29 protein-coding genes and 1 pseudogene are annotated in these 23749 nt (G+C 56.2%); 19 read left to right on the top strand and 11 right to left on the bottom strand.

Annotated features, from left to right (window positions below; all coding sequences use genetic code 11):
• Positions 1 to 167 precede the first annotated feature (167 nt).
• Positions 168 to 392 carry a hypothetical protein gene (locus DFO48_RS17390; protein ID WP_233506432.1) on the top strand — a complete coding sequence of 75 codons (225 nt, stop codon included), beginning with the start codon at positions 168 to 170 and terminating at the stop codon, positions 390 to 392.
• Between the two features lie 135 nt (positions 393 to 527).
• On the top strand, positions 528 to 815 hold the full coding sequence (locus tag DFO48_RS17385) for a hypothetical protein (RefSeq protein WP_114864230.1): 288 nt from the start codon (positions 528 to 530) through the stop codon (positions 813 to 815).
• 158 nt (positions 816 to 973) lie between these two features.
• Here the strand turns inward: DFO48_RS17385 and DFO48_RS17380 are convergent, their stop codons facing one another.
• On the bottom strand, positions 974 to 1330 hold the full coding sequence (locus DFO48_RS17380) for a Rap1a/Tai family immunity protein (RefSeq protein WP_003073196.1): 357 nt from the start codon (positions 1328 to 1330) through the stop codon (positions 974 to 976).
• A gap of 696 nt (positions 1331 to 2026) precedes the next feature.
• On the opposite strand from DFO48_RS17380, the gene DFO48_RS17375 reads away from it, so the two are divergent.
• Positions 2027 to 2932, top strand: coding sequence for a hypothetical protein (locus DFO48_RS17375; RefSeq protein WP_233506431.1), 906 nt, complete (start codon positions 2027 to 2029; stop codon positions 2930 to 2932).
• On the opposite strand, the gene DFO48_RS25890 is transcribed toward DFO48_RS17375, so the two are convergent.
• Complete coding sequence (locus DFO48_RS25890) at positions 2839 to 3171, bottom strand: integrase core domain-containing protein (RefSeq protein ID WP_114864229.1); 333 nt, start codon at positions 3169 to 3171, stop codon at positions 2839 to 2841. The genes DFO48_RS17375 and DFO48_RS25890 overlap by 94 nt on opposite strands.
• 190 nt (positions 3172 to 3361) lie before the next feature.
• On the opposite strand from DFO48_RS25890, the gene DFO48_RS25210 reads away from it, so the two are divergent.
• The 3 genes and pseudogenes from DFO48_RS25210 to DFO48_RS17365 all read left to right on the top strand — a co-directional run.
• Positions 3362 to 3706, top strand: coding sequence for a hypothetical protein (locus tag DFO48_RS25210; RefSeq protein WP_138983835.1), 345 nt, complete (start codon positions 3362 to 3364; stop codon positions 3704 to 3706).
• A gap of 147 nt (positions 3707 to 3853) precedes the next feature.
• Entirely contained in the window at positions 3854 to 4129 is a 276-nt protein-coding gene (locus DFO48_RS25205) for a hypothetical protein (RefSeq protein WP_138983834.1), read from the top strand.
• Positions 4130 to 4268: 139 nt separating this feature from the next.
• A pseudogene (locus tag DFO48_RS17365) lies at positions 4269 to 4939 on the top strand (transposase); the annotation flags it as partial.
• On the opposite strand, the gene DFO48_RS25485 reads toward DFO48_RS17365, so the two are convergent.
• Positions 4867 to 5193: a hypothetical protein gene (locus tag DFO48_RS25485; protein WP_199407024.1), complete on the bottom strand. Its 327-nt coding sequence runs from the start codon at positions 5191 to 5193 to the stop codon at positions 4867 to 4869. The pseudogene DFO48_RS17365 and the gene DFO48_RS25485 sit on opposite strands and share 73 nt — an antisense overlap.
• Positions 5194 to 5293: 100 nt before the next feature.
• On the opposite strand from DFO48_RS25485, the gene DFO48_RS17360 reads away from it, so the two are divergent.
• Positions 5294 to 5884 (top strand): hypothetical protein, encoded by a 591-nt coding sequence (locus DFO48_RS17360; protein ID WP_114864228.1) that lies wholly within the window; start codon positions 5294 to 5296, stop codon positions 5882 to 5884.
• A 74-nt stretch (positions 5885 to 5958) separates the two neighbouring features.
• On the opposite strand, the gene DFO48_RS17355 is transcribed toward DFO48_RS17360, so the two are convergent.
• Positions 5959 to 6888: an IS5 family transposase gene (locus DFO48_RS17355; protein ID WP_255413102.1), complete on the bottom strand. Its 930-nt coding sequence runs from the start codon at positions 6886 to 6888 to the stop codon at positions 5959 to 5961.
• A 346-nt stretch (positions 6889 to 7234) separates the two neighbouring features.
• Between DFO48_RS17355 and hsdR the strand changes: the two genes are divergently transcribed.
• The 8 genes from hsdR (at position 7235) to DFO48_RS17315 (ending at position 18515) form a co-directional block, all read left to right on the top strand.
• Entirely contained in the window at positions 7235 to 10708 is a 3474-nt protein-coding gene (gene hsdR, locus DFO48_RS17350) for a type I restriction-modification system endonuclease (protein WP_114864227.1), read from the top strand.
• 257 nt (positions 10709 to 10965) lie between these two features.
• Positions 10966 to 12423, top strand: coding sequence for an N-6 DNA methylase (locus tag DFO48_RS17345; protein ID WP_114864226.1), 1458 nt, complete (start codon positions 10966 to 10968; stop codon positions 12421 to 12423).
• Positions 12416 to 13792 carry a restriction endonuclease subunit S gene (locus DFO48_RS17340; RefSeq protein WP_114864225.1) on the top strand — a complete coding sequence of 459 codons (1377 nt, stop codon included), beginning with the start codon at positions 12416 to 12418 and terminating at the stop codon, positions 13790 to 13792. Before DFO48_RS17345 ends, DFO48_RS17340 begins: the two co-directional genes overlap by 8 nt.
• A gap of 115 nt (positions 13793 to 13907) precedes the next feature.
• Positions 13908 to 14672, top strand: coding sequence for a DUF3944 domain-containing protein (locus DFO48_RS17335; RefSeq protein ID WP_034365975.1), 765 nt, complete (start codon positions 13908 to 13910; stop codon positions 14670 to 14672).
• A gap of 17 nt (positions 14673 to 14689) precedes the next feature.
• Positions 14690 to 15631, top strand: coding sequence for a hypothetical protein (locus DFO48_RS17330; protein WP_147282753.1), 942 nt, complete (start codon positions 14690 to 14692; stop codon positions 15629 to 15631).
• 197 nt (positions 15632 to 15828) lie between these two features.
• Positions 15829 to 16503 carry an SH3 domain-containing protein gene (locus DFO48_RS17325; protein ID WP_003077880.1) on the top strand — a complete coding sequence of 225 codons (675 nt, stop codon included), beginning with the start codon at positions 15829 to 15831 and terminating at the stop codon, positions 16501 to 16503.
• A gap of 109 nt (positions 16504 to 16612) precedes the next feature.
• On the top strand, positions 16613 to 16960 hold the full coding sequence (locus tag DFO48_RS17320) for a hypothetical protein (protein ID WP_114864223.1): 348 nt from the start codon (positions 16613 to 16615) through the stop codon (positions 16958 to 16960).
• A 529-nt stretch (positions 16961 to 17489) separates the two neighbouring features.
• On the top strand, positions 17490 to 18515 hold the full coding sequence (locus tag DFO48_RS17315; RefSeq protein WP_114864222.1) for a site-specific integrase: 1026 nt from the start codon (positions 17490 to 17492) through the stop codon (positions 18513 to 18515).
• On the opposite strand, the gene DFO48_RS17310 is transcribed toward DFO48_RS17315, so the two are convergent.
• The 6 genes from DFO48_RS17310 to DFO48_RS17280 all read right to left on the bottom strand — a co-directional run bounded on the left by DFO48_RS17310 (position 18516) and on the right by DFO48_RS17280 (position 21398).
• Entirely contained in the window at positions 18516 to 18800 is a 285-nt protein-coding gene (locus DFO48_RS17310; RefSeq protein WP_114864221.1) for a hypothetical protein, read from the bottom strand.
• Between the two features lie 10 nt (positions 18801 to 18810).
• Entirely contained in the window at positions 18811 to 19026 is a 216-nt protein-coding gene (locus DFO48_RS25670) for a hypothetical protein (RefSeq protein WP_233506430.1), read from the bottom strand.
• A 102-nt stretch (positions 19027 to 19128) separates the two neighbouring features.
• Complete coding sequence (locus tag DFO48_RS17300; RefSeq protein WP_147282752.1) at positions 19129 to 19437, bottom strand: hypothetical protein; 309 nt, start codon at positions 19435 to 19437, stop codon at positions 19129 to 19131.
• 224 nt (positions 19438 to 19661) lie between these two features.
• On the bottom strand, positions 19662 to 20066 hold the full coding sequence (locus tag DFO48_RS17290; protein WP_114864218.1) for a hypothetical protein: 405 nt from the start codon (positions 20064 to 20066) through the stop codon (positions 19662 to 19664).
• On the bottom strand, positions 20063 to 20986 hold the full coding sequence (locus DFO48_RS25665) for a hypothetical protein (protein WP_233506429.1): 924 nt from the start codon (positions 20984 to 20986) through the stop codon (positions 20063 to 20065). Before DFO48_RS25665 ends, DFO48_RS17290 begins: the two co-directional genes overlap by 4 nt.
• A gap of 55 nt (positions 20987 to 21041) precedes the next feature.
• Entirely contained in the window at positions 21042 to 21398 is a 357-nt protein-coding gene (locus DFO48_RS17280) for a hypothetical protein (RefSeq protein ID WP_147282751.1), read from the bottom strand.
• An 86-nt stretch (positions 21399 to 21484) separates the two neighbouring features.
• On the opposite strand from DFO48_RS17280, the gene DFO48_RS17275 reads away from it, so the two are divergent.
• Positions 21485 to 22030 (top strand): lipocalin family protein, encoded by a 546-nt coding sequence (locus DFO48_RS17275; protein ID WP_370449587.1) that lies wholly within the window; start codon positions 21485 to 21487, stop codon positions 22028 to 22030.
• Positions 22031 to 22266: 236 nt separating this feature from the next.
• Here the strand turns inward: DFO48_RS17275 and DFO48_RS17270 are convergent, their stop codons facing one another.
• Positions 22267 to 22449, bottom strand: a complete 183-nt coding sequence (locus tag DFO48_RS17270) for a hypothetical protein (protein ID WP_114864216.1) — start codon at positions 22447 to 22449, stop codon at positions 22267 to 22269.
• 403 nt (positions 22450 to 22852) lie between these two features.
• Here DFO48_RS17270 and DFO48_RS17265 point away from each other — a divergent pair, with 403 nt between their 5' ends.
• Genes DFO48_RS17265 through DFO48_RS17255 form a run of 3 tightly spaced genes read left to right on the top strand, consistent with a single transcriptional unit; the run spans position 22853 to position 23674 of the window.
• Complete coding sequence (locus DFO48_RS17265) at positions 22853 to 23071, top strand: hypothetical protein (protein WP_114864215.1); 219 nt, start codon at positions 22853 to 22855, stop codon at positions 23069 to 23071.
• 31 nt (positions 23072 to 23102) lie between these two features.
• The gene (gene infA, locus DFO48_RS17260) at positions 23103 to 23363 is read left to right on the top strand and encodes a translation initiation factor IF-1 (protein WP_003054641.1); all 261 of its coding nucleotides are present in this window, start codon (positions 23103 to 23105) and stop codon (positions 23361 to 23363) included.
• Between the two features lie 59 nt (positions 23364 to 23422).
• Positions 23423 to 23674: an RNA-binding protein gene (locus DFO48_RS17255; protein ID WP_114864214.1), complete on the top strand. Its 252-nt coding sequence runs from the start codon at positions 23423 to 23425 to the stop codon at positions 23672 to 23674.
• Positions 23675 to 23749: the final 75 nt, after the last annotated feature.

The following is a 23749-nucleotide window of genomic DNA, read 5'->3' as shown; positions in this document are numbered from 1 at the left end:
GCAAGGCTAGCACGGTGCTTGATAGACGTTCTACATTCCCAACTGATTTGCCGCGCATTGTTGCGGTATGTCTAGAAACGATAAGGATTGCTTCTGGCCATAGATCGATATTCGTTGCACCCCGCCAGGGTTCGATCGTTGAGCTCTGCTCCGGAAAACTCCTGGGCATGAAAAAAGCTCTCGTATCAATGCTGGCGCTGCTGGGCATTCACCAGCACCTGAGTGCCGAGCAGCGACTTGCTGACGCCTCCCCCCCCCCGCCGCTCTCATCGAGTACGCCCGAGCCCTCGGAAAAATATTCGGACAGTGCTGCCAGCGGTACACGGAGATGGCAATCCGAACTGATGGCCACGCAGTTGATGCAGCAAGGTGCCGCGCAGCCTGGCCAGTGATCCCCCAAACCAAGGAAACCCGATGAGCAAAATTGCGATCACGGAGCAATTGGTCGGCCGCTTATTGTCCTGGCCGCTGCCGGCTGACTTGCGCCTGACTGTGGCATCACATTCACCCGCTCGCTACACGCTTGCATGAGCCCCACGGGCACGAATCTGCTGTACTTCGGCCAGGCCAAGGCGATGCTGGAGCACTGCATCAATGGCAGCACTGCCAGAGCCAGTGGGCCGTCACCCCACCAGCAGCGCATGCTGGATGAAAAGCAGGAAACGGACATTCGTATCACCAAGCTGGATGAGTTCATGCTGCGCAATGCCTTGTTCCGCCAGTTGGACCCCGAAGAGCAGTCTCGCATGCGTCGCCAACTCGATGTGATGTGCGAGCTGTCCGTGATCCTGGGCAAGCGTATCGCCCGTTTCTAAGCTTGTGTTGAGGGAGGTATGAGTTCGGGAGACGCGGGCGCTCCAGGCTGGGTTGGCCGGGGCCGCGAATACCCGCAACCAGATCGCAGCGATCTAGCTACAGTACGTGACGCAGTCGAACGCAAACTGGTCAAGGAATGCAGCAGAGCAGTTGCCATCTATCTTGGCTTGCAAGGGAAGACATCTTGCAACGCCCTTGAGACCAGTGAGTTGGCATTCATGTGCCTAAGCTGCGGCTTGGCGTAAAGCATCATAGGAATGATGTCCAAGATTTGGTCGCGTGTGATGCCGTCTGGTATGCAAATGGCTTTGGACGACACCAGTGTTTCGGCAACTCCCAATACATACCCGCGCGCAATACTGACCTGTTGGTGGTCCAGCGCGATACCCGCTTGAGATTTTTGTGTTTCAGAGAGCCATTGATGCAGCTCATTCCCGGTGATCTGCTGCGCGTGCAAATGTGGTCCACAGAGTAATGCGACCAGCAGCGCGGCAGTGCCCTGAATAGCTTTCATCCTCTCATTCCTCCTGTGAAAGGGAATGTAGCAGAGGAGCGGCTACGGCTTGACACCCTGTCAGTGGCCTTCCACCAGAGGCATTTCCGTCTCATCGACCGCAATCATCACGCCCGTGGCGTTGAGGGCGATTTCAATTGGGGTGCTCCAGATCCAGGTTTTTCTCTGCAGGCTAGATATTGAGCCTTGAGTGGCCGCAGCGGACTGCGTAATCCAGTGGCACGTGCACCTTGACGCCTTTGGCTGAAAACGCCCAAAGCGGACTGAGAAGTGAAGGACAAGCGGCCACGTAAAGCACCTTTCATCTCATGCGCCTGGCGACCGCGCGATGACGCTTTCCTCGATGCGCTCATTTTGAAAACGGCTCATACCGCAGGCAACAAACGTAACGCTTCATGTTTAGGGCTCACCCACATTACCCAAACATCAAGTCAACTCTGGCAATCAACTCATTGACCGGTAGCTGCCGCATAGCATTGAGCGCGTCAACAAGGGCCGAGTAGCTGCGAGCTCGATATGTGTGCAGGCTCATGGAGCGTGTTCGTTTCATTTGGCTACTGTTAGCCAAACTTCACGGACTAAAGTCGCCCGTTTAGCTAATTATCGAGCGCCAACTGAGGGGCGGTCTAAGCCGGTGCTGCCAGCTAGAAGCAGTCACATCCTACCCTCGTCATGCCTCGATTCATATTGATCCAAGTGAAAAAACTCATTGAACCCTTCATTGGGGGATACCGCATGAAAGCGTTTATCCCATTGTGCATTGCCTCGCTGTGCTCCGTCGTATCTGCTCAGACCAGCGTGCCCTCGGGCCGCATAGTCCCAACCCCTATCTACGGCGTCACCGTGGACGATGTGAGCAGGCTTAATGACATCACGCGCAGCCTATCGTCGCTGGCCTACCGGCCCACCACGCGCATCGTCTTCGATGAGTTCGTCAACCCGGACTATTACCGCAAGCCAGCAGTGGAAATCTCCAAAGTTTCCTATGTGATGGGTGAGATATTGGACTCGTACTACGTCAAGCAGTACAGCGTGGATGCGTACATCCAACGGACTAATCAATACCTCAATGCGTTGTCGGATGTCGTGGATATTTGGGAAGTAGCCAACGAGGTCAACGGCGAGTGGCTGGGGGCCAATGCCGATGTGGTGGCGAAGATGACCAACGCCTACAACATCGTGAAGTCACAGAACAAGGCGGCTGCGGTCACGCTCTACTACAACCAAGATTGCTGGTCGAAACCTGCCAATGAAATGTTCAAGTGGGCCGAGGCCAATGTCCCTGCCTACATGAAGCAGGGTCTGGATTACGTCTGGATTTCCTACTACGAGGATGACTGCAATGGACTCAAGCCCAACTGGCAGCAGGTGTTCGATAAGCTGCGCGTGATGTTCCCCAATTCCAAGATCGGGTTTGGGGAGGTGGGTACCTCACGCAAAACCAAGAAGGCCGAGTACCTGACCCGTTATTACACGATGAAGATCACCACCCCGAATTACGTGGGCGGTCACTTCTGGTGGTACTTCAGGCAGGACATGGTGCCCGTCACCAAGGAGCTGTGGACTACCCTGAATGCTGCGATCAAGGCGGCGCCCCGGTAGGTCAGTGAAGCCTCCTCGTTTCCCCGCGCCACCTGCAAGCCGAGGTTGGGGAAACGTTTGACACGATACGGGACCGGAGGAGTCCGGTCTAGCGATTCATGTGGGCGATGGTGGTTGTAGCGATGCAGCCAGCCCTCGGTCATTGAGCGCTCTTTCTGCAACGATTCAAAGACATAGCAGTCGAGCACCTCCGTTTTTGTAGGTGCGGTTGAAATGGATGTGCCGGCAACATTGATCATCTGTGCCAAATGCGCGCTATCAGAGCGGCAACAGCTCCGATCAAGGATTGACTGAGAAGATAATCATCCCTGGCTACCGAGGTCACTCCCTGGCAGGCTCCTTTCGGCCAGTAGCAGTCGCTCTGCTCCCTCACAACGGTTCCGAGGGAACGTTAGACTGGATGCGTTGATCTCTCCATATGGCTTAGAAATGAATCGCTCTCTAACGGTTGCAGAAATGTCGCTGGCTCGCTGGATGCTAGAGAACGGAGTCCCCGAAGCAAAGGCATTTCTTGGGCAACTTGAATCTTTGCAAGTTACGCCTTGGCGTTGTGTATGCGGTTGCGCCAGCATTGACTTTCAGCTGGATGGCCACAATCCGGCTCCTCCAGGCGTGCATATCTTGGGAGACTTTCTTTTTAACGATCAAGATCAATTGGCTGGCGCATTCATATATGAAAGCGGAGGCCTGCTTAGCGGGATAGAGGTTTGTGGATTTGAAGGTGACGCCCCTAGAGTGCTTCCCGTTGCAGCGATGCTTCGACCACTGGATTGACTATTAACGAAGTGGGCTGCTTTTGCCTGCTTAGGGTCGTGAGCAGCCCTCGGTGGCTGGCTGCTGCCAGCCATGAGCGGTCATTGGGTTGTTGACTTCGGTTGCGGATGAATTTCACAATGAATGCCAAATATCACTGGAGTGACCGTGTCTCTATTGCAACGTCTTCGAGGTGAAGTTTTGCAGAAAGTGCCTTGCCTTGGGCAAACACTTTTCTTGTACAAGCAGGGCTTCGTCCTTGGCATTTTTACTGGCTTGGCTACGCTTATTCTGTTTAATCTTTCATGGCATTTTGTTCCGTACGCAGGACAAGCAGTACAGCTCGTGATTGCTGTAATCGGAAGCTATGTATCGGCCAACCTCATTGGCGCTCGCGTGCCCAATGGATGCCCATCAGAGGTAGCAGCAAAGCGCTGGATTTAAACAGGCAAGGTCGCCTTAGTGGCGGTCAGCGACAGTCCTAGGTTGGCGGATAGCAGCCAGCCACCGAGGGCTGCTCACGACTGTGGATTCAACTGGTCAATGCAACACAATGACTGCCTCTGGCGGATGGAGTGCTGGCATGAAGCAAAGACCGCGGATTTACTACACCGAAGCTCAGAAGGCCCTGATGTGGGATCGTTTGAAAGCCGGCGATAGCTTGCACGAGATCGGCAAGCTGTTTGAGCGACCGCGCACCTCGATTCACAACACCCTGAGTGCGACAGGGGGCATCCGCCCGCCAGCAAGGCATCGGCCGCTCTGGCTGAGCGCGAGGAAATATCGCGCAGCTTGGCCGCAGGTGAATCCATCCGCTGCGTTGCCAGGCGCTTGAAGCGAGCAGCATCCACCATCAGTCGAGAACTCATGCGCAATGGCGGCAACACCTGCTACCGAGCTACAAAAGCAGATGAGGCAGCCTGGCAGCGAGCGCACCGCCCAAAGACGTGCAAGTTGGCCTGCAATCCTGCGTTGGCGCAGATCGTGGCGGGTAAATTGCAGAGTCAATGGTCACCTGAGCAAATAGCAGGATGGCTCAAACGAACTTACCCGGGCGCAAAGGATATGCAGGTGTCTCACGAAGCCATCTACAGCACGCTCTTCGTCCAAACACGCGGGGCCTTGAAGAAGGAGCTTCTGGAGCACTTGCGGCGCACCAGAGGAATGCGTCGCTCACGCCATTACACCCAGAAGATGCCGATCCATGGCCGGATCGTCGATGCAGTGCCCATTAACGAGCGCCCAGCCAGCATTTCATCTTTCACTTCGTCAGGGCTGAGCGTTGAGAGCACTTCGGCGTGGACAGTCCCCCAGAAGTACTGGGTGGCCCACCGGTGCATATTGGATTTGTGTAGTGCGTAGGTCAGGCGCACGCGCCCCGGCATCATTGTGTCAATGTCGGTGGTGATCGATGCAGGCGACTCACGGCCAGCCATGGGCAGAGTCTTAAGCGCCGCCCCCAGCTCCAGTCCGGTCACATGCAGGAGGCATCCGTTGGTCGATGACATTTCGAGCCCTTTTTTCAAAAATACTGTTTATTCGCACAGTAAATTTGAAGGCGAGGCTGATCTGGAGTCCAATAGAGGGCCAGGTTAAAGGAGGTCCCCCATGACCGATTCTGAAGATGATTTCAAGGATGACGACGGGGAGTTTGGAAATGTGGAGCGAGAGTTCTACACCTCGCTGATGCCGCAGCCGAAATCCAATGTGGCGGTGCTGAATGCACTCGCCGCGGAGTTCGGCCTCATCCCTCGAGGCGAGTGGATCACCGAGCAGATGCGCGAGTTTGCCGGCGCGATCGTTGATCGCTGCTGTCGAAATGCCTACAAGGCTGTTGAGCTTGAGGAATCTCCGAGGGAATACGTCGAGCGTGCGATGTTGCCTGAGCCCTTGGAGGAGTTCAGACAGGCCGATAGCTGCAGCCGCTCGAGATCCAGGGTTGCAGTGCTGAATGCGCTCGCGGCGGAGGCTGGCCTCATAGAGCAAGGTGAGTGGATCACGGAAGAGATGCGCCGATATGCGGGCGCGATTATCAAACGCTGTGCCTGGTATGCGCGACTAGCGCTGCCGGTCGATGAGTCCCCGAGCGAGTGCATTCATCGTGCAATGCAACCAGAGTCGATGGAGGAGGCACGATTGACCATGGCCAAGTATTGGCGCGAGCTCGATGCGGAGTTCAGGGATGCAGAGGGCGGTTGATGTGCAACCGCTACAACACCCCTTCAGAGAGGTGCTGTTGCACAAATCAATGCCAAGTCAAGCTTCCCACGTGGCTATGCCACAACCACTGTTTGCGGACAACCCAGTTCAGTGAACCGATTGAGAATGGCGGCTCGGATGTGTAGTTCGTTGACCTGGCGCTCGAAGGTTCTAGACATGACCCGCTCGCCCAAGCGTTTAATGCAGTGCATCTTGGTCTCCACTAGGCTGGGCTGGTGATACCCACTCCAACTCTTCCATAGCTTGCGCCCAAAGCGCCTGCATGCGGCAATCGCCGCATTGCGGTGCGCAAAGGCAGCGCCTTTGCGCATCCGGGCATTCTTTCGCGGAGGGATGATGGGCATGGCATTGCGCTTCATCACTGCGGCATACACAGGCTGTGTGTCATAGGTACCATAACCGGTAACGCTCAGCAATGACTCATCTGCCGGCAGTTGTTCCAACAAGTGTGGCACTACCACCGCATCGCCGACGTTGTTGGAGGTCACGCAGATGGCTCGCACCTGCAGCGTCTGGGCATCAATGCCGATGTGCAGATTGCGCCGTTGACGTCGACGTTCCGCGCCATGCTTTTGCACTTCCATTCGCCTTCGCCCAGGAACTTTATGCCCGTGCAGGCGTGCAGCAAATTCAGTCCACACGAACTGGGGCGATTGCCACTTGCACATCCAGACTGCGTTGTCTGCGACATAGCGTACTGAAGTCTGGAACAGGCCATGGCAGTCCAGACAAAGCCAACAGCAATTGCACAAAGCCGGTGTCTGTCGCAAGGCCAAGCCAAACAGGTTCTTGATGGTCAGGCAGAACTGGATAGTTGCATCCGAGAACTGCGGGCTACGCCCGCGTTTGCCGCTGCTAGCGGCAAACCATGACATACCCTTGTCCAACCAGAAAGTCAAGGCGCCTCGCGCTTTGAGCGCAGCGTGGTACTGCTTCCAGTTGTTTGTGCGATAGCGGGACTTGGAATGCAGAGACTGACTCATCGCTCGAGGCTACCCGACGGTAGAGAACGATTTATGCAACAACGCCAGTGAAAAGCAAAAGCATGTGCCATGTCTATTGGGGTGCTGTGCCGCAATGTCTTAGACATGCGCGGGGTATTTAGTCCATGGGCCTGCACTGTCGATGGAGCCAATTTCAAACTGTCAATTTGGTGGCGCGTAAGGGGGCAGGCCTTCGTCTGCCCCGCTATTTCCTTGATCCAAAAATATCGTTGACCAGCTGCCGAGGACGTTCCAATTTAATTCCTGTCCCGGCCGGGATTAATTTTTGATATTGCAACGCATGGTTACATAATATGCGCTATACCAATATCAATCGAGGCAGCGGGTGAGTAATTTCGCTTTTCTGGGCGCTTATTCCAAATCATTGGCAGCGTTGGGCTTAGCCGCAGAGAAAATTTTTCCCCACGACCCGCCCAGCTGTGTTGCCAAACTGAGGTTACTGGCCGAAGCCATTGCCAAAGAGGTCGCCGGCCGCATTGGCTTGCAGCCGCAGTTGCAGCCATCCACACAGTCGGACCTCATTCGCAGCATTGATTCCAAGTTGGGGCTGGACCCGCAGTTGCGGCAGATGTTTCACCTGCTGCGCATGCGAGGCAATGAAGCGGTGCATGAGGTTGGAGCTGCGATTGGCTATCGGGAGGCACTTGAATCTCTCAAGGTCGCCCGCGAAGTAGCTCTCTGGTTTCACCGCACTTTTGGCAGCAATGCAGATTACAAGGCCGGCCCGTTTTTGCTGCCGGATGATCCCAGCCAGAAGCTCTATGACCTGCAAAAGCAGATGGAGGCACTGCATGCGCGCCTGAGCAGTGCGCAGGCCCTGAGCTCAGACCAGGAGGCCATGCAGCAATTGCTGCAGCAACAGGCTGACCAGGAAAAAGCGCTGGCGGCCAAAGCCCTGCAAGAACGCGATATTTATGAGCAGTTGGCCATGGAGGCAAGCGCCACTATCGAGCAGCTCAAGGCCGAGCTTGCCAAGAGCGATGCCGTTGAGAAAGCCCCCAGCCCAGAAACCGTGCGCAGTTGGAGCAGCCGCTCCCGCAAAGCTGCCAGTCTGGTGCAAATGGATGAGCCAGCCACGCGCCTCATCATCGACCAGATGCTGCGCGACGCAGGCTGGAGTGCAGACACCGTAGCCCAGACTTATGCCAAGGGCGCACGACCGGCGCGGGGCCAGAACATGGCGATTGCCGAGTGGCCGATGAAGGGGCAACAGAGCGCAGACTACGTTTTGTTTGCTGGCCTCACGCCTGTAGCTGTGGTGGAGGCAAAGCGCCTTAATCAGAACGTGGCCGGCAAGATCGGTCAGGCTGAGCGCTATGCGCGCAGTTTTTTGCTCTCTGTTGACTGTGAGGCGGCCTGGAAGCATGAGCAGCCGCCCCAGCCCTGGCAAGACGGGCAGGGCGCTCTGTTCCAGATTCCGTTTGCCTACTCCTGCAACGGCCGACCATTTGTCCGGCAGCACGAGCAATCCAGCGGCACCTGGTTTCGTGACCTGCGCCACACGGCCAATCTGGCCAGACCTTTGCCTAGCTTTCATTCGCCAGAGGGGTTGCTTGATGTGCTGCGGCGCGATATTGCCAAGGCGCAGGGCAAGCTAGAGACAGAGACCGCCGCCTATCTGGGCCTGCGTAGCTACCAGCTCAACGCCATCAGCGCGGTGGAGCAATGTCTGGCCCAAGGTCAGCGCAGCAGCCTGCTGGCCATGGCCACCGGCACGGGCAAAACCCGTACCATCATTGGCCTGATCTACCGTTTTCTAAAGGCCGAACGTTTCAAACGTATTCTGTTTCTGGTAGACCGCACCGCGCTGGGCGACCAGGCGCTGGAGGCCTTTGACGACATGCTGCTCGAGCAGAACATGCCCCTGTCCAAGCTCTACAACATTGCAGATTTGGGCGACATGGCGGCCGAGGCCGAAGACCGCGTGCAGGTCGCTACCGTGCAGGCCATGGTCAAGCGTATCTTTGACAGTGACAGCCCGCCGCCCGTGGACAGGTTCGATTGCGTCATCGTCGATGAGGCCCACCGCGGCTACACGCTAGACCAGGAAATGACCGAAGGTGAGCAGGAACTGCGCGACGCCAGCCAGTACCTCTCCACCTACCGCCGTGTGCTCGATTACTTTGATGCCTTCAAGGTAGGCCTCACCGCCACGCCGGCCAAGCACACCAGCGACATCTTTGGCCACCCCATCTACACCTACAGCTATCGCGAAGCTGTGGCCGATGACTGGCTGATCGACCACGAGCCGCCCATTCGCTACACCACGCTGCTCACGCAAAACGGCATTCACTTTGAAAAAGGCGATGCCGTTGAAAGCATCCACCTGCAAACCGGCGAAATCGACACGGCCGAGCTGGAGGACGAGCTGCACTTTGATGTGGCCAGCTTCAACAAAACCGTGCTCAACGACAACTTCAACCGAGTCATCTGCAACCAGCTGGCGCAGGAGCTGGACCCGTTCAGCGACGATAAGACCATGATCTTCTGCGCCACCGACACCCATGCCGACACCGTGGTGCGCATGTTGGGCGAGGCCTTCAAGGAGCTGCATGGCGACGCCTACAACCAGGCCATCGTTGCCAAAATCACCGGCAAGACCGACAAGGTCAGCCAGATGATTCGCAACTATAAAAACGAGACATACCCCAAAGTGGCGGTCACGGTGGACTTGCTCACCACCGGCATTGATGTGCCGCGCATTTGCAACCTCGTCTTCATGCGCCGCGTGCGCTCGCGCATCTTGTACGAGCAGATGATTGGCCGCGCCACCCGCCGCTGCGATGACATTGGCAAAACCGTGTTTCGCATCTACGACCCGGTGGATTTGTACGCCACGCTGCAGGGCGTCAACACCATGCAGCCGCTGGTCAAAGACCCCAACGTCACCATCGATCAGTTGATCGACGAGCTGCACAACCCGGCCTCTTACACAGCCCCCGGCAGCACGGCTGAGCGCAAACATGCCGATGATGTGCTCGATCAGCTCAACCAAAAGCTCATGCGCGTGCTGCGCAAGGCCACGCACAAGGCCGAGAAAAAGCCGGCCCTCAAAGAACGCCTCCAAGAGCTGGAGCAAAGCTGGGGCATACCCCCGGCCCAATTGCACAAGCACCTGCACGACATGGCCAAAAAGCAGGGCACCCAGGCCGTCGCCCACTTTCTGCGTAATCACACGCGCCTGCTGCAGCAACTGGGTGAGGTGCAAGAACTCATGGGCACGGCTTACCGCCCCGTGCTGTCTGACCACCATGACGAGCTTGTCGCCCGCGAGCAAAGTTGGGGCAGCTACGCCATGCCCGAGGACTATCTGGACGGCTTTGCCCACTTCATCAAAGAGCAGCTCAACCAGTCGGTGGCGTTGTCGGTAGTGGTCAACCGCCCCAAAGACCTCACGCGTGAGCTGCTGCGCGAAGTGCGCCTGCTGCTCGACGGTGCAGGTTTTTCAGAAGCGGCCCTCAAGGCCGCCTGGCGCAACCAGAGCAACCAGGACATTGCCGCCGGCATCGTGGCCCATATCCGCAAAGCCGCGCTGGGAGAGGCCTTGCTGCCTTTTGAAGACCGCGTCAACCGCGCCATGCAGCGCATCTACAGCCTGCGCAGCTGGAGCACCGCACAGCGCAGCTGGCTGGACCGCATTGCCAAGCAACTCAAGCATGAGACCGTGGTGGACAGCCGTTTTCTCAACGAAGCCTTCCGCCAGCAAGGCGGCACCAAGCAGGTGGACAAGGTGCTGGGCGGTGAGCTCGATACCGTTGTCACCCAACTGGCCGAAGCGCTATGGCAAAAAGTGGCCTGAACGACCCATGCCCACCGCCACCACCAGCGGCTTGCGCGGCCAGACTTACGGCGCAAGCCCTCTGGCAGCGACTATGCTCACGCCCCATCGCATGCAATGCATCAATCTCATTCCATCACCGCTGCCAGCTGCAGCGCAGCTATCTAAAACAATAGCTTGCTGCGCTTGTATTCATTAGATTTCATGCATAAAACATGCTGAAACGCATGAATAGAAAGCGCAAGAAGCTATCAAAATAACGGAACCTTTATTTCGGTATGACCACCTCTGACATCGTCCAGAAACTCTGGAACCTTTGCGACGTCCTGCGCGACGATGGCATCAACTACAGCGACTACGTCACCGAGCTGGTGCTGCTGCTCTTTATCAAGATGGAGCACGAAAACCTCGAATCCGGCGTCCTCCAGCAGCCGCTGCTGCCTGATTACGCCCGCTGGAACCAGCTGCGCGACCTCTCGGGCATCAACCTGCTCAACACCTATCGCCGCACGCTGCAGCAGCTGTCCGAGTCCACCAACCCCCGCATTGCCGCCATCTACGCCAATGCCCAAACCAGCCTGAGCGAGCCGCGCCACCTGGAGCAGCTCATCAATGACCTCGACCGCATCGACTGGTTCGACACCGACAAAGACGGCCTGGGCGACTTGTACGAAGGCCTGCTGGAAAAGAATGCCAGCGAGACCAAAAGCGGCGCCGGCCAGTACTTCACTCCACGCCCGCTGATCGACGCCATGATCGCCGTCATGCGTCCGCAGGTGGGCGAAACCATTCAAGACCCGGCCGCCGGCACCGCTGGCTTCTTGATTGCCGCCGACCGCGCCATTCGCGCCCAAACCGATGACCTGCTGGATTTGACCGAGCCCCAGCGCGCCTTTCAGATTCGCAAGGCCTACACCGGCATGGAGCTGGTGCCCAACACGCGCCGCCTGGCGCTGATGAACTGCCTGCTGCACGGCATTGAAGGCGATGCCGAAGGCGCCATTCACCTGGGCAACACGCTGGGCACCGCCGGCCAGCGCCTGCCCAAGAGCGACATCATCTTGAGCAACCCGCCCTTTGGCACGGCCAAAGGCGGCGGCGGTGCCACGCGCGATGACCTGACCTACGCCACCAGCAACAAGCAGCTGGCCTTTGTGCAGCACATCATCAAGCACCTCAAAGACGGTGGCCGTGCCGCCGTGGTGCTGCCCGATAACGTGCTGTTTGAAGCAGGCGTAGGCGCCGACATTCGCCGCGCGTTGATGGACAAATGCCGCCTGCACACCGTGCTGCGCCTGCCCACCGGCATCTTCTATGCGCAGGGCGTGAAGACCAATGTGCTGTTCTTTGAAAAAGTGGGCGAAGCCGCCACGGGCAGCACCAAGGATGTGTGGGTGTACGACATGCGCGCCAACGCCCCCAAGTTTGGCAAGCGCACGCCGCTGACCGACGCGCACTTTGCCGAATTCATCGCGGCCTATGGCGAAGACGTGAACGGCAACAGTCCGCGCACCGACGGCGGTGACCAAAGCCGCTGGCGCTGCTTTTCGCGCGAATGGATTCGCACGGAGAAGCAAGATAGCCTGGACATTGCCTGGCTCAAGGACGACAGCGTGGAAGACGCAGCGGACTTGCCCGAACCTGCGGCGCTGGCGCGGGAGATTAAGGGCGAGTTGGATGCGGCGCTGGAGGAGTTGGAGGGGATATTGGCGGAATTGGGGGAAATTGATGAGTAATTGGGCTTCGATTCGCTTGGATGAAATCTGCTCACTGGTCACAGATGGAACACACCACTCTCCAGTCAATACCCCAACAGGCGATTTTCGTTATGTAACTGCAAAAAATATCAGGCCTTGGGGATTGGATTTAAGTGATATTTATTATGTTAACGAGAGTGTTCATAGAGAAATATATACAAGATGTCCTGTTGAATATGGGGATGTTTTATACATTAAAGATGGCGTCACAACGGGAATCGCAGCAATAAATACATTGAGAGAAGAATTTTCTCTGCTTTCAAGTGTGGCATTGCTTAAGCCTGAAAAGAATTATTTAAATTCAGCGTATCTAAAGCATTGGTTGAATAGTCCTCTCACGAAAAAGACTATGACTAATGGCATGACTGGGACAGCGATTAAAAGGCTTGTCCTGAAGCAGATTAGAGCGGCAGAAATTCCTGTAGCTCCATACGAGGAACAACGCCGCATCGCCGACAAACTCGACACCGTCCTGACCCGTGTCGATGCCCTGAACGACCGTCTCGCCCGCATCACCCCCTTGCTCAAACGCTTTCGCCAGTCGGTCTTGGCCGCCGCCACTTCGGGGCGACTGACGGAGGATTGGCGTCAAGAAAATGATCTACCTGCTTTGTCTTGGAAATCGATAACAGAGTTTAGAGAGCAAACACTGCTTGATCTACCCAATTCTTGGAAATGGGTAGAGTTCTCTGAAATTGCGGGTGTAAAAAGTGATTTGCGTGATCCAAGTAAATATCAAAACGAAGTCCACCTTGCGCCTAATCACATTGAACCTTGGTCTGGGAGAATATCTGGCTGTCAAACAATCGCGGATGATGCTGTAAAGAGCCCTAAGAATTGGTTTAATGCCGGGCAAATTGTTTACTCAAAAATTCGTCCGAATTTATGCAAGGTTGCAATACCTGATTTTTCAGGTTTATGCAGTGCTGATATGTATCCAATATCAACGAAGCTTAACGATGATTATTTGCTGTTATGGATGTTGGGCGAGCGTTTCACAAGTTGGGCTTCTAATGCAGAAAGTCGAACAGTTCTGCCAAAGATAAACACTAAGGAATTGGGAAAAATCCCTGTGCCAGTTGCTTCAGCTGGAGAACAAACCGAAATCGTCCGCCGCGTAGAAATCCTCTTCGCCTATGCCGACCGGCTTGAAGCCCGGCTGCAAACCGCCCGCTCCGCCGCCGACCGCCTCACGCCCGCTCTGCTGGCCAAGGCCTTTCGCGGCGAGCTGGTGCCGCAAGACCCGAACGACGAACCGGCCACCGAGCTGCTGCGCCGCTTGCGCGAGGCGCGTGCAGCCGAAGCCCCGGTCAAAAAAACGCGTGGCCGCAAGGCGGCGACAGCCTGACGTTTGCCAAGCAATACCTGCCGCTAGCACCTGGTGCACCGGATCCCGCACCGGAAAAGCACTCAGTGCGGGCGGCCATGAATGAAAAATTTTTAAGAGAGAGAGGCGAGCCGTTATGGCAATTAAGTACCGTGAAGACCCGGGCCTGAAGTTTTTGTCCATGTGTGACAACGACGATGTGTCCAACTTGGCGCAGATTCTGATTTACGACACTGATGGCGAGAAGCGCCGCACCAGCAGCATCTTGACGGACCCGGGCTTTACCGCGCATCTGGATCTGCCCCAGAAATGGCTCAAGAGCTGGCAGGTGGTGGCGGGCGAGTTGCAGCTGTATGGCGGTGACTCGGTGGTCAATCTGTTCCGGGGTACGGGCGTGCTGTACGAGGAAATTTTGTCCGATGTGTGCGAGCGCGTCGGCGTGAAGCTGGGGGCAGAGGACAAGGAGATTGTTCAGAAAGAGGCCAAGCTGATCGAGTTTCTGGCGGACAAGGCCTGGGAGAAGATGGACGAGGCGCAGCGCACAGACTTCTTGCAGAAGATCAACCTGCTGGATCGCTTCAAGGATGCAGCGGGTCTGTCGCCCGTGCGCCTGGCGCTCGCGACGGGTGGTGCGGCAGCCATGCTTCTCTATGAATATGTGGCGGGTGCCATGCTGGCTTCGCTGGGGGCCGGGCTGGCTGCGCGTTTTGCAGGCCCCATGGCTGCGCAGTTCATTGGTACGCGTTTGGGTGCTGCGGCTTTTGCAGGGCCATTTGCCGTGGTGCTGGGTGTGGCGCTGACTGTGCCCATGCTCTCTGGCACGGCCTATCGCGTGACCATGCCGGCGGTGATTCAGATTGCTTATATGCGCAAGAAGTATTTAGAGAGGGATGTGTTTTGATCAATACCTTTGGTGATTTGGCCAGCAAGATTTGGGTACTTGACGAGAGCGAGATTCGCCCTGTGCTGCTGGAGGCTCTGCAAAAAGGCCATGCGGTCGTGGTCGATGGCGTCGCTTACTGGGCAAAAGGTAGCGGTAAAACGGGCATCATCCAGCACCTGAAGTTCACGGAGCGCTCGGTAGAGTCGGTGAAGGAAGTGATCGAGCAACTGCAATCGGTGGCCACGGCGACCCAGAATGTTGCGCAAGCCGTGCAAAGCATGCAAAACGTGCTGATGGCGACGCAGGTGCTCAGCAGTGTGGTGATTGTGGGTGCCATCGTGGTGCAGACGCAGTACCTGGGCCGCAAGCTGGATGCGATTCAAGACACGGTCGATGAAATTGCACTAACTCAGCATGAGCAAAATCTGGTCTTTTATATGGACAAGATTAGCGACTACATGGGCAGTGTGGAGTACACCCGCGACTTGCTGCAAGAGCGCGCCTTGGCTGCCGAGATTCACGATGTTGCTGCCCCCTTGCTGGCGCAACTGGGCAGCAAGCGCAATCACATCACATCGCTGGTGGACAACATCGCTGGTTATGTCAAGGCCAGCGCTGCAGAGCGTAGCGAGAGCAAGCACTTCAAGCTGATGCTGGACTTTATCCATCTATTGGTGGATATCTTGCCGGGTGCATTGCATGCCGAGCATTTGCTGGCAGCGCGTATTGGCAAGCCTTCACTGGCGCAGTCCATTTTGTGGAGCGGTTCGCGCAAGTATGAGCAGGTGCTGGGCAGTTATCGGGGGCTGATGAACCAACTCAACCGTGAAGTGGTGGCAGGCAAGCTGGGCCAGCAGGGTGAGCGCGTCTTTGCCGAGTACAAGCCCAAGCTGCTGGAGCTGATGCAGTCTCCCGTCAATCAGCTGCTGCTGTTCAGGCAGCCCGCCAATATCGCGATTGAGCGACTGGCGGCCTGAGTTTTTGGCGGTTGATTCATTGCGAGACTGCTAGGGGCGCGTGGCTGCGCTGAGTCGGCTGATGCCCCAAATCAAGGCCTGGTTTGACTTCGGTTCAATGAGACTGTCTGGTATGTCGACAGTAGTTTGGGGCACTCATTCGCTTGCGATGAATTGATTGCGTGAATTGGTTAACCAATAAGGAAGGAGAGGATGTGATGAAAAAAATGAATTGGAAACTGGGCGCTCTGGTGTTGTTGGGTTTGGCCGCATCGCAGGTGCAGGCCTATGAGACTTATCTGAAAACCAAGTTTGGAACTTTGTCGGTGGATGAGAACCGGCTGCTGCATTTCAATGGCAAGCCCGTCATTCCGGGGGTGATGGGTAATAGCAGTCTCTCTATCGGGAAAGCCTACGATGTCGGCGGCAAGGTTCTGGTGCTTACCACCAATATCGGTGGCACAGCTTGCCCGGAGCTGTTCAACGTCATCACGCTGGACGCAGGCAAGGCGGTTTCATCGCCCACATTTGGTACCTGTGATGAGCCTCACAAGATCCAGCTGTTGAATAAGTCGCTGGTGGTTGAGATGGAGGGGCGGCAAGGTCAGCACAAATATGTGTTTGCCGATGGCGTGCTGACAGACAACGGCAAGGTCGTGGCGGATGTGTATTCCAGCAGGCCATTCTCGGTGACGGCTGTGATCAACGACCCTGATGGCTACACCAACCTGCGCAAGGCCCCCGATGGCAAGAGCGCGATCATTGCTCGCGTCGATAAAGAAGAGTCTTTCTACACCCACCCACAGGCGGGCGATTGGTGGCAGGTACGGGTGAATGCCAACACACAGGGCTATATGCACAAAAGCCGTATTTTGATGGTCCGTGAATTTTGATCACCCTCGCTCGTGGCGTCAGTTCAGTGCTGGCTGGCTGGCTGGCGCTGCTTCATGTCACTAATTTATGGGTGCCGTGACTGCATGCACAAAAGAATGAGGTGTCAAAGTGGGTGGTCTGATTTTTTGGATGCTGGTGTTTCAGGTATTTTTTGTACGCAAGCGCAAGCTCAAATGCCCACACTGTCATGAATGCGGGGTGAGTGCCAGCAAGATTTTGCATTTTGGCCCAGCATGGAGCTTTCGCTGCTCCCAGTGCCAGCGCAAGCACAAAGCATCGTATTGGTTTCTGCCGTTGACTTTGGTCACCGCGCTGTCCATTGGTTTTGTGATCATGACCAGCCTGACTAAGGTCGATTCGCGGATCGTTGACTTTCCAACGTTCATCGCGCTGCCAACGATACTGATGCTGGATTTATGGCTGAGGTTTTATGTGATTCCGTTGAAGAAGAAATAAAGAGGAGTTGCGCCGGTTTTTGAGCACACGACCGGCGCCCCCTCTGGAGGGGAACTGCGCAGCAAAACCCAATATTGCGACTTCACAAAACCTCACGTCGCAACATAATAAAACCTCATATAGCCCACTGCTAATCCAGTGGGTTTTTTGTCTGCCGATTGCTACAAAAAGCGAAGGTCGTAGATGTCAGAAGTTACTCTCTTGAATGTGGCATCCAAAAGCAGCAGGAGCTGAAAGCGAAAGCAGGGTGGGGACAGAATCAGCCGGTGCTCAAAGCGCGAAAACTATGTACTGGTGGCTACACGGAGCAAAAAAGAAGAAAGCCCGCTATCGTTTGGATAGCGGGCTTTTCTTTACTGACTTGGTGCCGGAGAGATGAATCGACAGGGTTTCAAGATTGTGCAATAGCTGCACTTTTTTAAATAAATCAAAGACTTATGCTATCCGGGGTAGGCGCAGGGTTGCAGCAAAAAACACCTTTTGCACACACTCAGCGCCCAATTTCGCCCAATTTTTGCACCCCGCAGCAATGAGAAAACCCACTAAAACTGTATCTGGAAAATGGCGTCAACAGGTTGAGTTTGACGGAGCGCGAGATAGTTCCACGTTCAATACCCAGCGAGAGGCGCAGGAATGGGGACGCATCAGGCTTATAGAGCTGAGGGCTGCAGCCAAAGGCGGCAAGGCTGGCGCCAAGTTGCACGGGGAGTCGAAGACCCTCAATGACGCCATGAACAAGTACAAGGAAGAGGTCTCGCCTGATAAGCGTGGCTGGCGCTGGGAGCAGATTCGGATTGAGGCAATCACTACGAAACACCCTAAATGGCCAGGTGAGCGAACCATTGCCGAACTGGACGAGCAAGACCTTATCCAGTGGAAGAACGCACGAAGGAAGTCCGTAAAGGACTCAACCGTGCTGCGCGAAATGGCGCTGGTGAACAATGTTCTGGAGTACGCACGCAAGGAATGGCACTGGATTACTCGCAATCCAATGACGGATGTGAGCAGGCCCTCTACACCCCATAGCCGAGAGAGGATTATTGAAGGGGTTGAGATTCGCAAGATGCTTAGGGAGATGGAGTGGTCGCGCTCAGGTGGCATCACGAAGGCAAAGCAGATTGCTGCTCGATGCTTCATTGCTGCTCTGCAAACCGGCATGAGAGCAGGGGAGGTGACTAAGTTGCGTTGGAAGGATGTACGCAAGAATTTTTGCGTCCTGCACAAAGGACAGACAAAAACAGGCATGGGCCGCAATGTGCCCTTGACCAGAGCTGCATTGCGCAACTTGGAATCCTTGCGAGGGAACGACGATGAATTCGTGTTCAATATAGATGCATCTGTGCTGGATGCGATCTTTAGGAGAAACCGCCAGCGTGCCGGGCTGGACGGTTTTACTTTTCACGATTCTCGCCACACCGCCGCAACGCGGATGGCGCAAAAGCTGCACGTGCTCGACCTGTGCAAGGTCTTTGGTTGGACAGACCCAAAGCGGGCGATGACTTATTACAACCCGACCGCCGACCAAATTGCGGAGCGGCTGGACGGCATTGCATAGTTAGATGCGCTTGCGGCGGGTGCGTAGCTCCCAGTCAATGATCTCTGTCAGCATCCATTTCCCGTCATCGCCAGGGCGAGGCATGGATCTGTCTCTGGCCAAGAATTTGACAAGGGTGTTGCGATGGATCCCCAGCCGATCTGCAAACTGCTGCCGATTGAGCCGGCCCCCGTTTTGAACGCAAAGTGCCTTTACCGCATAGACCAGCGTGTCCACCTGGGCCTTTAGGTCCTCATTGACTGACGTCAGTTCTTTGATGGCTATGGCGGTGTCTTGTTGAGTCATTTCAGGTTCCTCATTCAAAGTGAAGCCCGGCTGGGGTCTTCTTGTTGTTCTGAGACTGCGAAGCGATTGCAGCCTGGTTGTATGCATCCCAGAGCTGAACTCCATCGGCGCAGCGCGCCTGCTTGCCGCCAGATAGACCGGCAGCGCAGCAGGTAGGGCAGTTGAAGTGGTGGGTTATGTAGGCCTTGTCTTCTGGCAGGCCTGCAGTGCTGGCGCTGGTCGCCATGAGGTCACCCAAAATGCAGAACCCCGCATCAGCGGGGCTCGGGGTGGTTGATTGGTTCGCGCCATCTGTCGCGCTTGTCGCCGCGTTTGCGGGCTCGGCGGCTCATGTGCTGTCCTTCATGCAATGGCCAAAGCAGCCGTTCGACATGCACTCGGGGCGTTGGCAGCCTCTTGAATGAGGTGCGGAATTTCCACGAAGAAATGTTCCTGCCAAGCCTTTGCGCTTCAGGTAGTCCAGCGCCTTTTCAGCAGAATCGTTACCCGGCGCGGCTTTGCGGAGCTGCTGGACTAGCTTGCGCACAAGCATCGCCAGCTCGGCCACTGTTTTTTCATGCGATCCGCAAGGCGTTTCGCACATCGACTGGCATGGCTCCCCTGAGGTGGGGCAGTAGTCTTCACGTCGATAGCTCATGCTTGGCCTTTCTGAGCCTGGGCGCGTTTCACTGCAGACCGTGGCACGCCGATGCGGATCTCCAAATATGGCTCACCGCACACGTCGCGCAACAGCGCCTGAGTCAGAGCAATCAGGTAGGCCGTGTTTTCCTCTGTTGGCCGCCTGGTTGCCACCTCGCGGGCGGTGTTGAGATATTCCCGGCGCATTGCGACCGGGCTGTCTGGAATAGTTGGTGCTGCCGTTCACTCGCCCCCTTGTGTCTGCTGGGCTGCCGCGAACATGGGCAGCTTGTGTGCCTCGGTGCGAACAGCCTTCGCTGCATCAGTGCCGTACCCCCACATATCGCCGTAGCTCATGGCCGGGGCTATGTATTCGGGGTGAAGCGGCTTACCGTGCTGGATGTATTCGCGCAGGGCGCGTATTAGGTCGCGCATCGTGCCGCCATGGCTGAAACCTCGCCAGCGCCCTTGGTACGCCGTATAGATGCGAGCGCCGCGATAGTCGTCAATCCACCAGACCCGACCGCGCGTATCAAGCTCCAGGCTGCCAATGGTCCCAGCCTTGGCGTTGTAGAAGAAGCGGCGGCCATGACTGCTGATGACTTTTATGAGGGCATTCGCATGTCCCAGTCGTTCTGCCTTGCTCATTGCTTGTCATCTCCCTGCTGAGCTGCCTGGGCGGCGATGGCGGCGCGCTGATCGTCCCAGCTTCGCGGCATGTACTGGCAATCAATTGTTGGGCGGCGCAACTTATCCAGCTCCGAGCAAAGCCAAGGCAAATCGGTTTCGCGGCACTTGTGCTGCTTCATTGCGGCTTCCAAGGTGAAGCGCTCTGCATCATCAAGGCTCGTCGTGTAGCCGCCACCTAAGCGCCAGAAGCTCGGGCAATTTCCAACCATGGCGCTCCAGCGCGCGTCCTGCAGGTAGTAAATGCCGTCCACATCCTGCGCCTGGGGTGTATGCATGGGCAGAGGCGAGTGCTTCGGCTTTGCTGCCTGTTTGGCCCGGATGGCTTCGACCTTTGTCCAGATGCGGGCCAGCTCCGTTTCGCCGCATGCGTGCATGTCAAGGCCACTAGCCAGGCTCAGAGCCGCGAGTGTGACCATCACGCCGCCTGCCTCCTGCACGGGTTCGCCAGCAGGCCGCCCGAATACATAGTCCACCAGTTGATGCGCCTCGCTGGCCGTGCAGCCAAGCGACTGCACCAACTCCAAGGACTCTTCCAGAAAGCGGTGGTTGCGCTCGATGCGGTCAGCGGAGATTTCAGGACCAAAGCAGGCCATCATCCAGGGCTGCACGCGCTGCTGAAAATCAGCCACCTGAGCTGCTGGAGCGGTACCAAGTGCGACCAAGTCCTTAACGAAGGCTTCGAACTGATGCTGCTCGGCTTGGACTGCACGAAGCTCACGCGGCGGCTCATCATCCTCGAACAGCGTGGAATGCTCTATCCAAATGCGATGCTTACGCATCAGCGCTTTGATTTGTGCCTGATCAGGCTCTGCCGCGATCTCTTGCACGGCCTCTGACAATACGCCGCTGTAGTGCGCGAGTGGGTTCTTATCTGTCATCTTGGTGGCTCCCAGAATGAGAAAAGCCCGCGGCTGCGGGCTGGGGTGTTGGTGGTCAAGCGGGAAACAGCTCAAGCTGCCCGAGGGGGAGCGGCTCGGGTTGATTCAGCCAGGCAGTGAAAAAAATTCGGAAGAGGGGTGGCGGTATGCATGAGGCCATCCAGCCGCCACTGACGCTTTGGGAGCATTCGCTGATTTCAAAAATCCGCCAACCTGCATCGATGCGAGCTCGTAACTCTTTGGCCCACGGATTCATTTCTGGCTTGTACTTTTCAGGAAGCGGGCAGCTCAGCTGAATAGTTCCGTCAGGCAGGTGGCGGAGCATATCGGGCGTCGAGTGCATTCTGAGAGAGGTCTTCTCCAGCAGCTTGGCGAGCTTGGCATCCTGATCGCTGTCGATGTTGAGTCGCATAGGGCTCCAGAAAGTAAAAAGCCCGCTCTTCAGGACGGGCTGGTTGGTAGATGGTTGAATGAGGCTTTCAACCTCAGGAAACAACAATGCGTTTTTCGAGAAGCTCTCTAATTCGTACTGCTGCGTTGACCGTGGTTGCAGCGGGAGTTGCTGCGCTGTATGGCTGCGCTGTCTCTGTGCCTAAGGGCATACAGCCTGTGGCTGGCTTTGATGCCAAGCGCTACATGGGAACTTGGTACGAACTGGCCCGCATAGAGCACAGTTTTGAAAAAGGTCTGACTCAGGTCTCTGCGCAGTACAGTCTCAACGACGATGGCACTGTGGCCGTGGTCAATCGAGGCTATGACGCATCGAAGAAGGAATGGCGTCAAGCCAACGGCAAGGCGCGATTCCTGGGCGATCCCAGCATCGCGGCGCTCAAAGTGTCTTTCTTCGGTCCGTTCTACGGCGGCTACAACGTGGTGAGTCTGGATGACCAGTACCAGACGTCTTTGGTGATTGGCAACAGCCTCGACTACTTCTGGCTGCTTTCCCGAAGCAAGAGCATCCCGGAGCAACACTTTAGGCGATTGCTGGAGAAGGCCCAATCGCTCGGTGTGGACCTGAGCCAAGTCCAGGTTGTCCCACAGTAGCGAGACAATTTTCAGCTCCAGAGAATGAGAAAAGCCCGCTCAGTGGCGGGCTGTGATCTTGTAAATATGTGCCTGTTAGTGGCGGCAAGGAGGTGGGTGACCTTGCTCCTCTTTGAGGCTTCAAAAAGGGCGAGCCGCAGCTTCAGCAGCACTTGGCGGTATTGATTCTGTCATGTCCATGCTGTTCATAAAAAAGCCCGCGCAAGGGCGGGCAATGGCAATTGGTTAGAGGGCTTCTAGGCCTTGTTTCGGCCTCGATAGTTGAGGTCGGTGGCAGAGTAGTTCTCGCGCTTGCGCCAGTCCATCTGTACGGGGCCGGCATGGTCGGCGGGATAGGTGATGCGTTCCTTCTCTCGGCTGAGCTCCCATCGCTTGGCCTCCACGATATGGTGAACGGCGGGTTTTTTAGTTGTACTCATGGCTAAGACTCTCAGTAGATTGCAGAACAGTTGATCCCACGGTACAGGGTTACCACAGGCAGGTCTATCGATTTCTTGTTAGAAAGAGCAGGGGGGAGATCTGGCTCAAGCACCACTCCCTTGTCGGCGCTGCGTGTTGTAAACCAAAGGTCTTTCACTTCACCTATACTGGTCCCACTCGCTGTTTAGGCCGTTCGCCCCAACAGTGCCTGTCTGACACCATTGCCGCCCCTTGGCCGCAGGTAGCCGCTCTGCTAGCAAAGCACGCGGTGGTCACTCCCCTCTAGGCGAACTCCCCAGATCCTGAACATCCTTATGGATCTGCGTTGCCCCTGAATTCACAGCGGGCCTTCCCTATCTCACTTGATGGTCTGCGCAATCGTGCGTGCGGCCGTCCGTTTTCATGCTGCACAAAAACATTACAGAGCAGATTGGCCGCTACGTGGTCACACCTCTGACACAGCCGAGCACCAGCGGCAAGTTCCTGGCTGCCGTTTCCATTCGCCGCGGCGCTTATGACCGCGTCATTCGATTTGTCCCTCAGTTTTCTAACGAGTCGCTCGCCTCCAACTACGCCTTGGCTGAAGGCCGGAGCATGGTGATGAGCCAACGCCTGAACTGAGTTCTTATTGCTTTTACTCATAGGAGACACTTTGGCTAAAGAAGAACTAATCGAGATGCCCGGTCGCGTTGATGAAGTACTGCCGGATGCCCGCTTTCGTGTCACTCTGGAAAACGGTCATCAGCTCATTGCTTACAGCGGCGGAAAGATGCGCAAGCACCGTATTCGCGTACTGGCAGGCGACAAAGTGACTGTTGAAATGTCTCCCTACGATTTGAACAAGGGGCGAGTGACCTTCCGTCATCTTGCTCCTCGCACTGGCGCGGCACCAGCCTTCAAGCGCCGTCGCTAACCCGCTCTACCTCTTATTCGCTCATCGCTGAAATGCATGAGCTCACTTGAAAGAACACAATGCAAAACAATCTCTATGTCACCAATCTCGGCTATTCCATCGACGGCGAAGCCCTGCGCGCACATTTCAGCGGTTGCGGTGAAGTGATCTCCGCAGACGTCATTTCCGACCGCGAAACCGGCCGCTCACGCGGCTTCGGCTTTGTTGAAATGGCCACTCCTGAGCAGGCCCAGAAAGCTATCCAGTCGCTGAACGACCAACCGCTGGGCGGTCGCGCTGTGGGAGTGGCCCTGGCCCGTCCACGCAAGTAATCTTCTTCGATCTGTAAGAAGGGCCCACGCGGAAAGCGTGGGCTTTTTCTTTGTCTTGTGCTCTTTCAGCGAGTG

This window comes from Comamonas sp. AG1104, assembly GCF_003350425.1.
In the GTDB taxonomy this organism is placed as follows: Bacteria; Pseudomonadota; Gammaproteobacteria; order Burkholderiales; family Burkholderiaceae_C; genus Comamonas; species Comamonas testosteroni.
The sequence above is the reverse complement of the archived record's forward strand: the minus strand, read 5'-3'. Positions and strand labels throughout refer to the sequence as shown.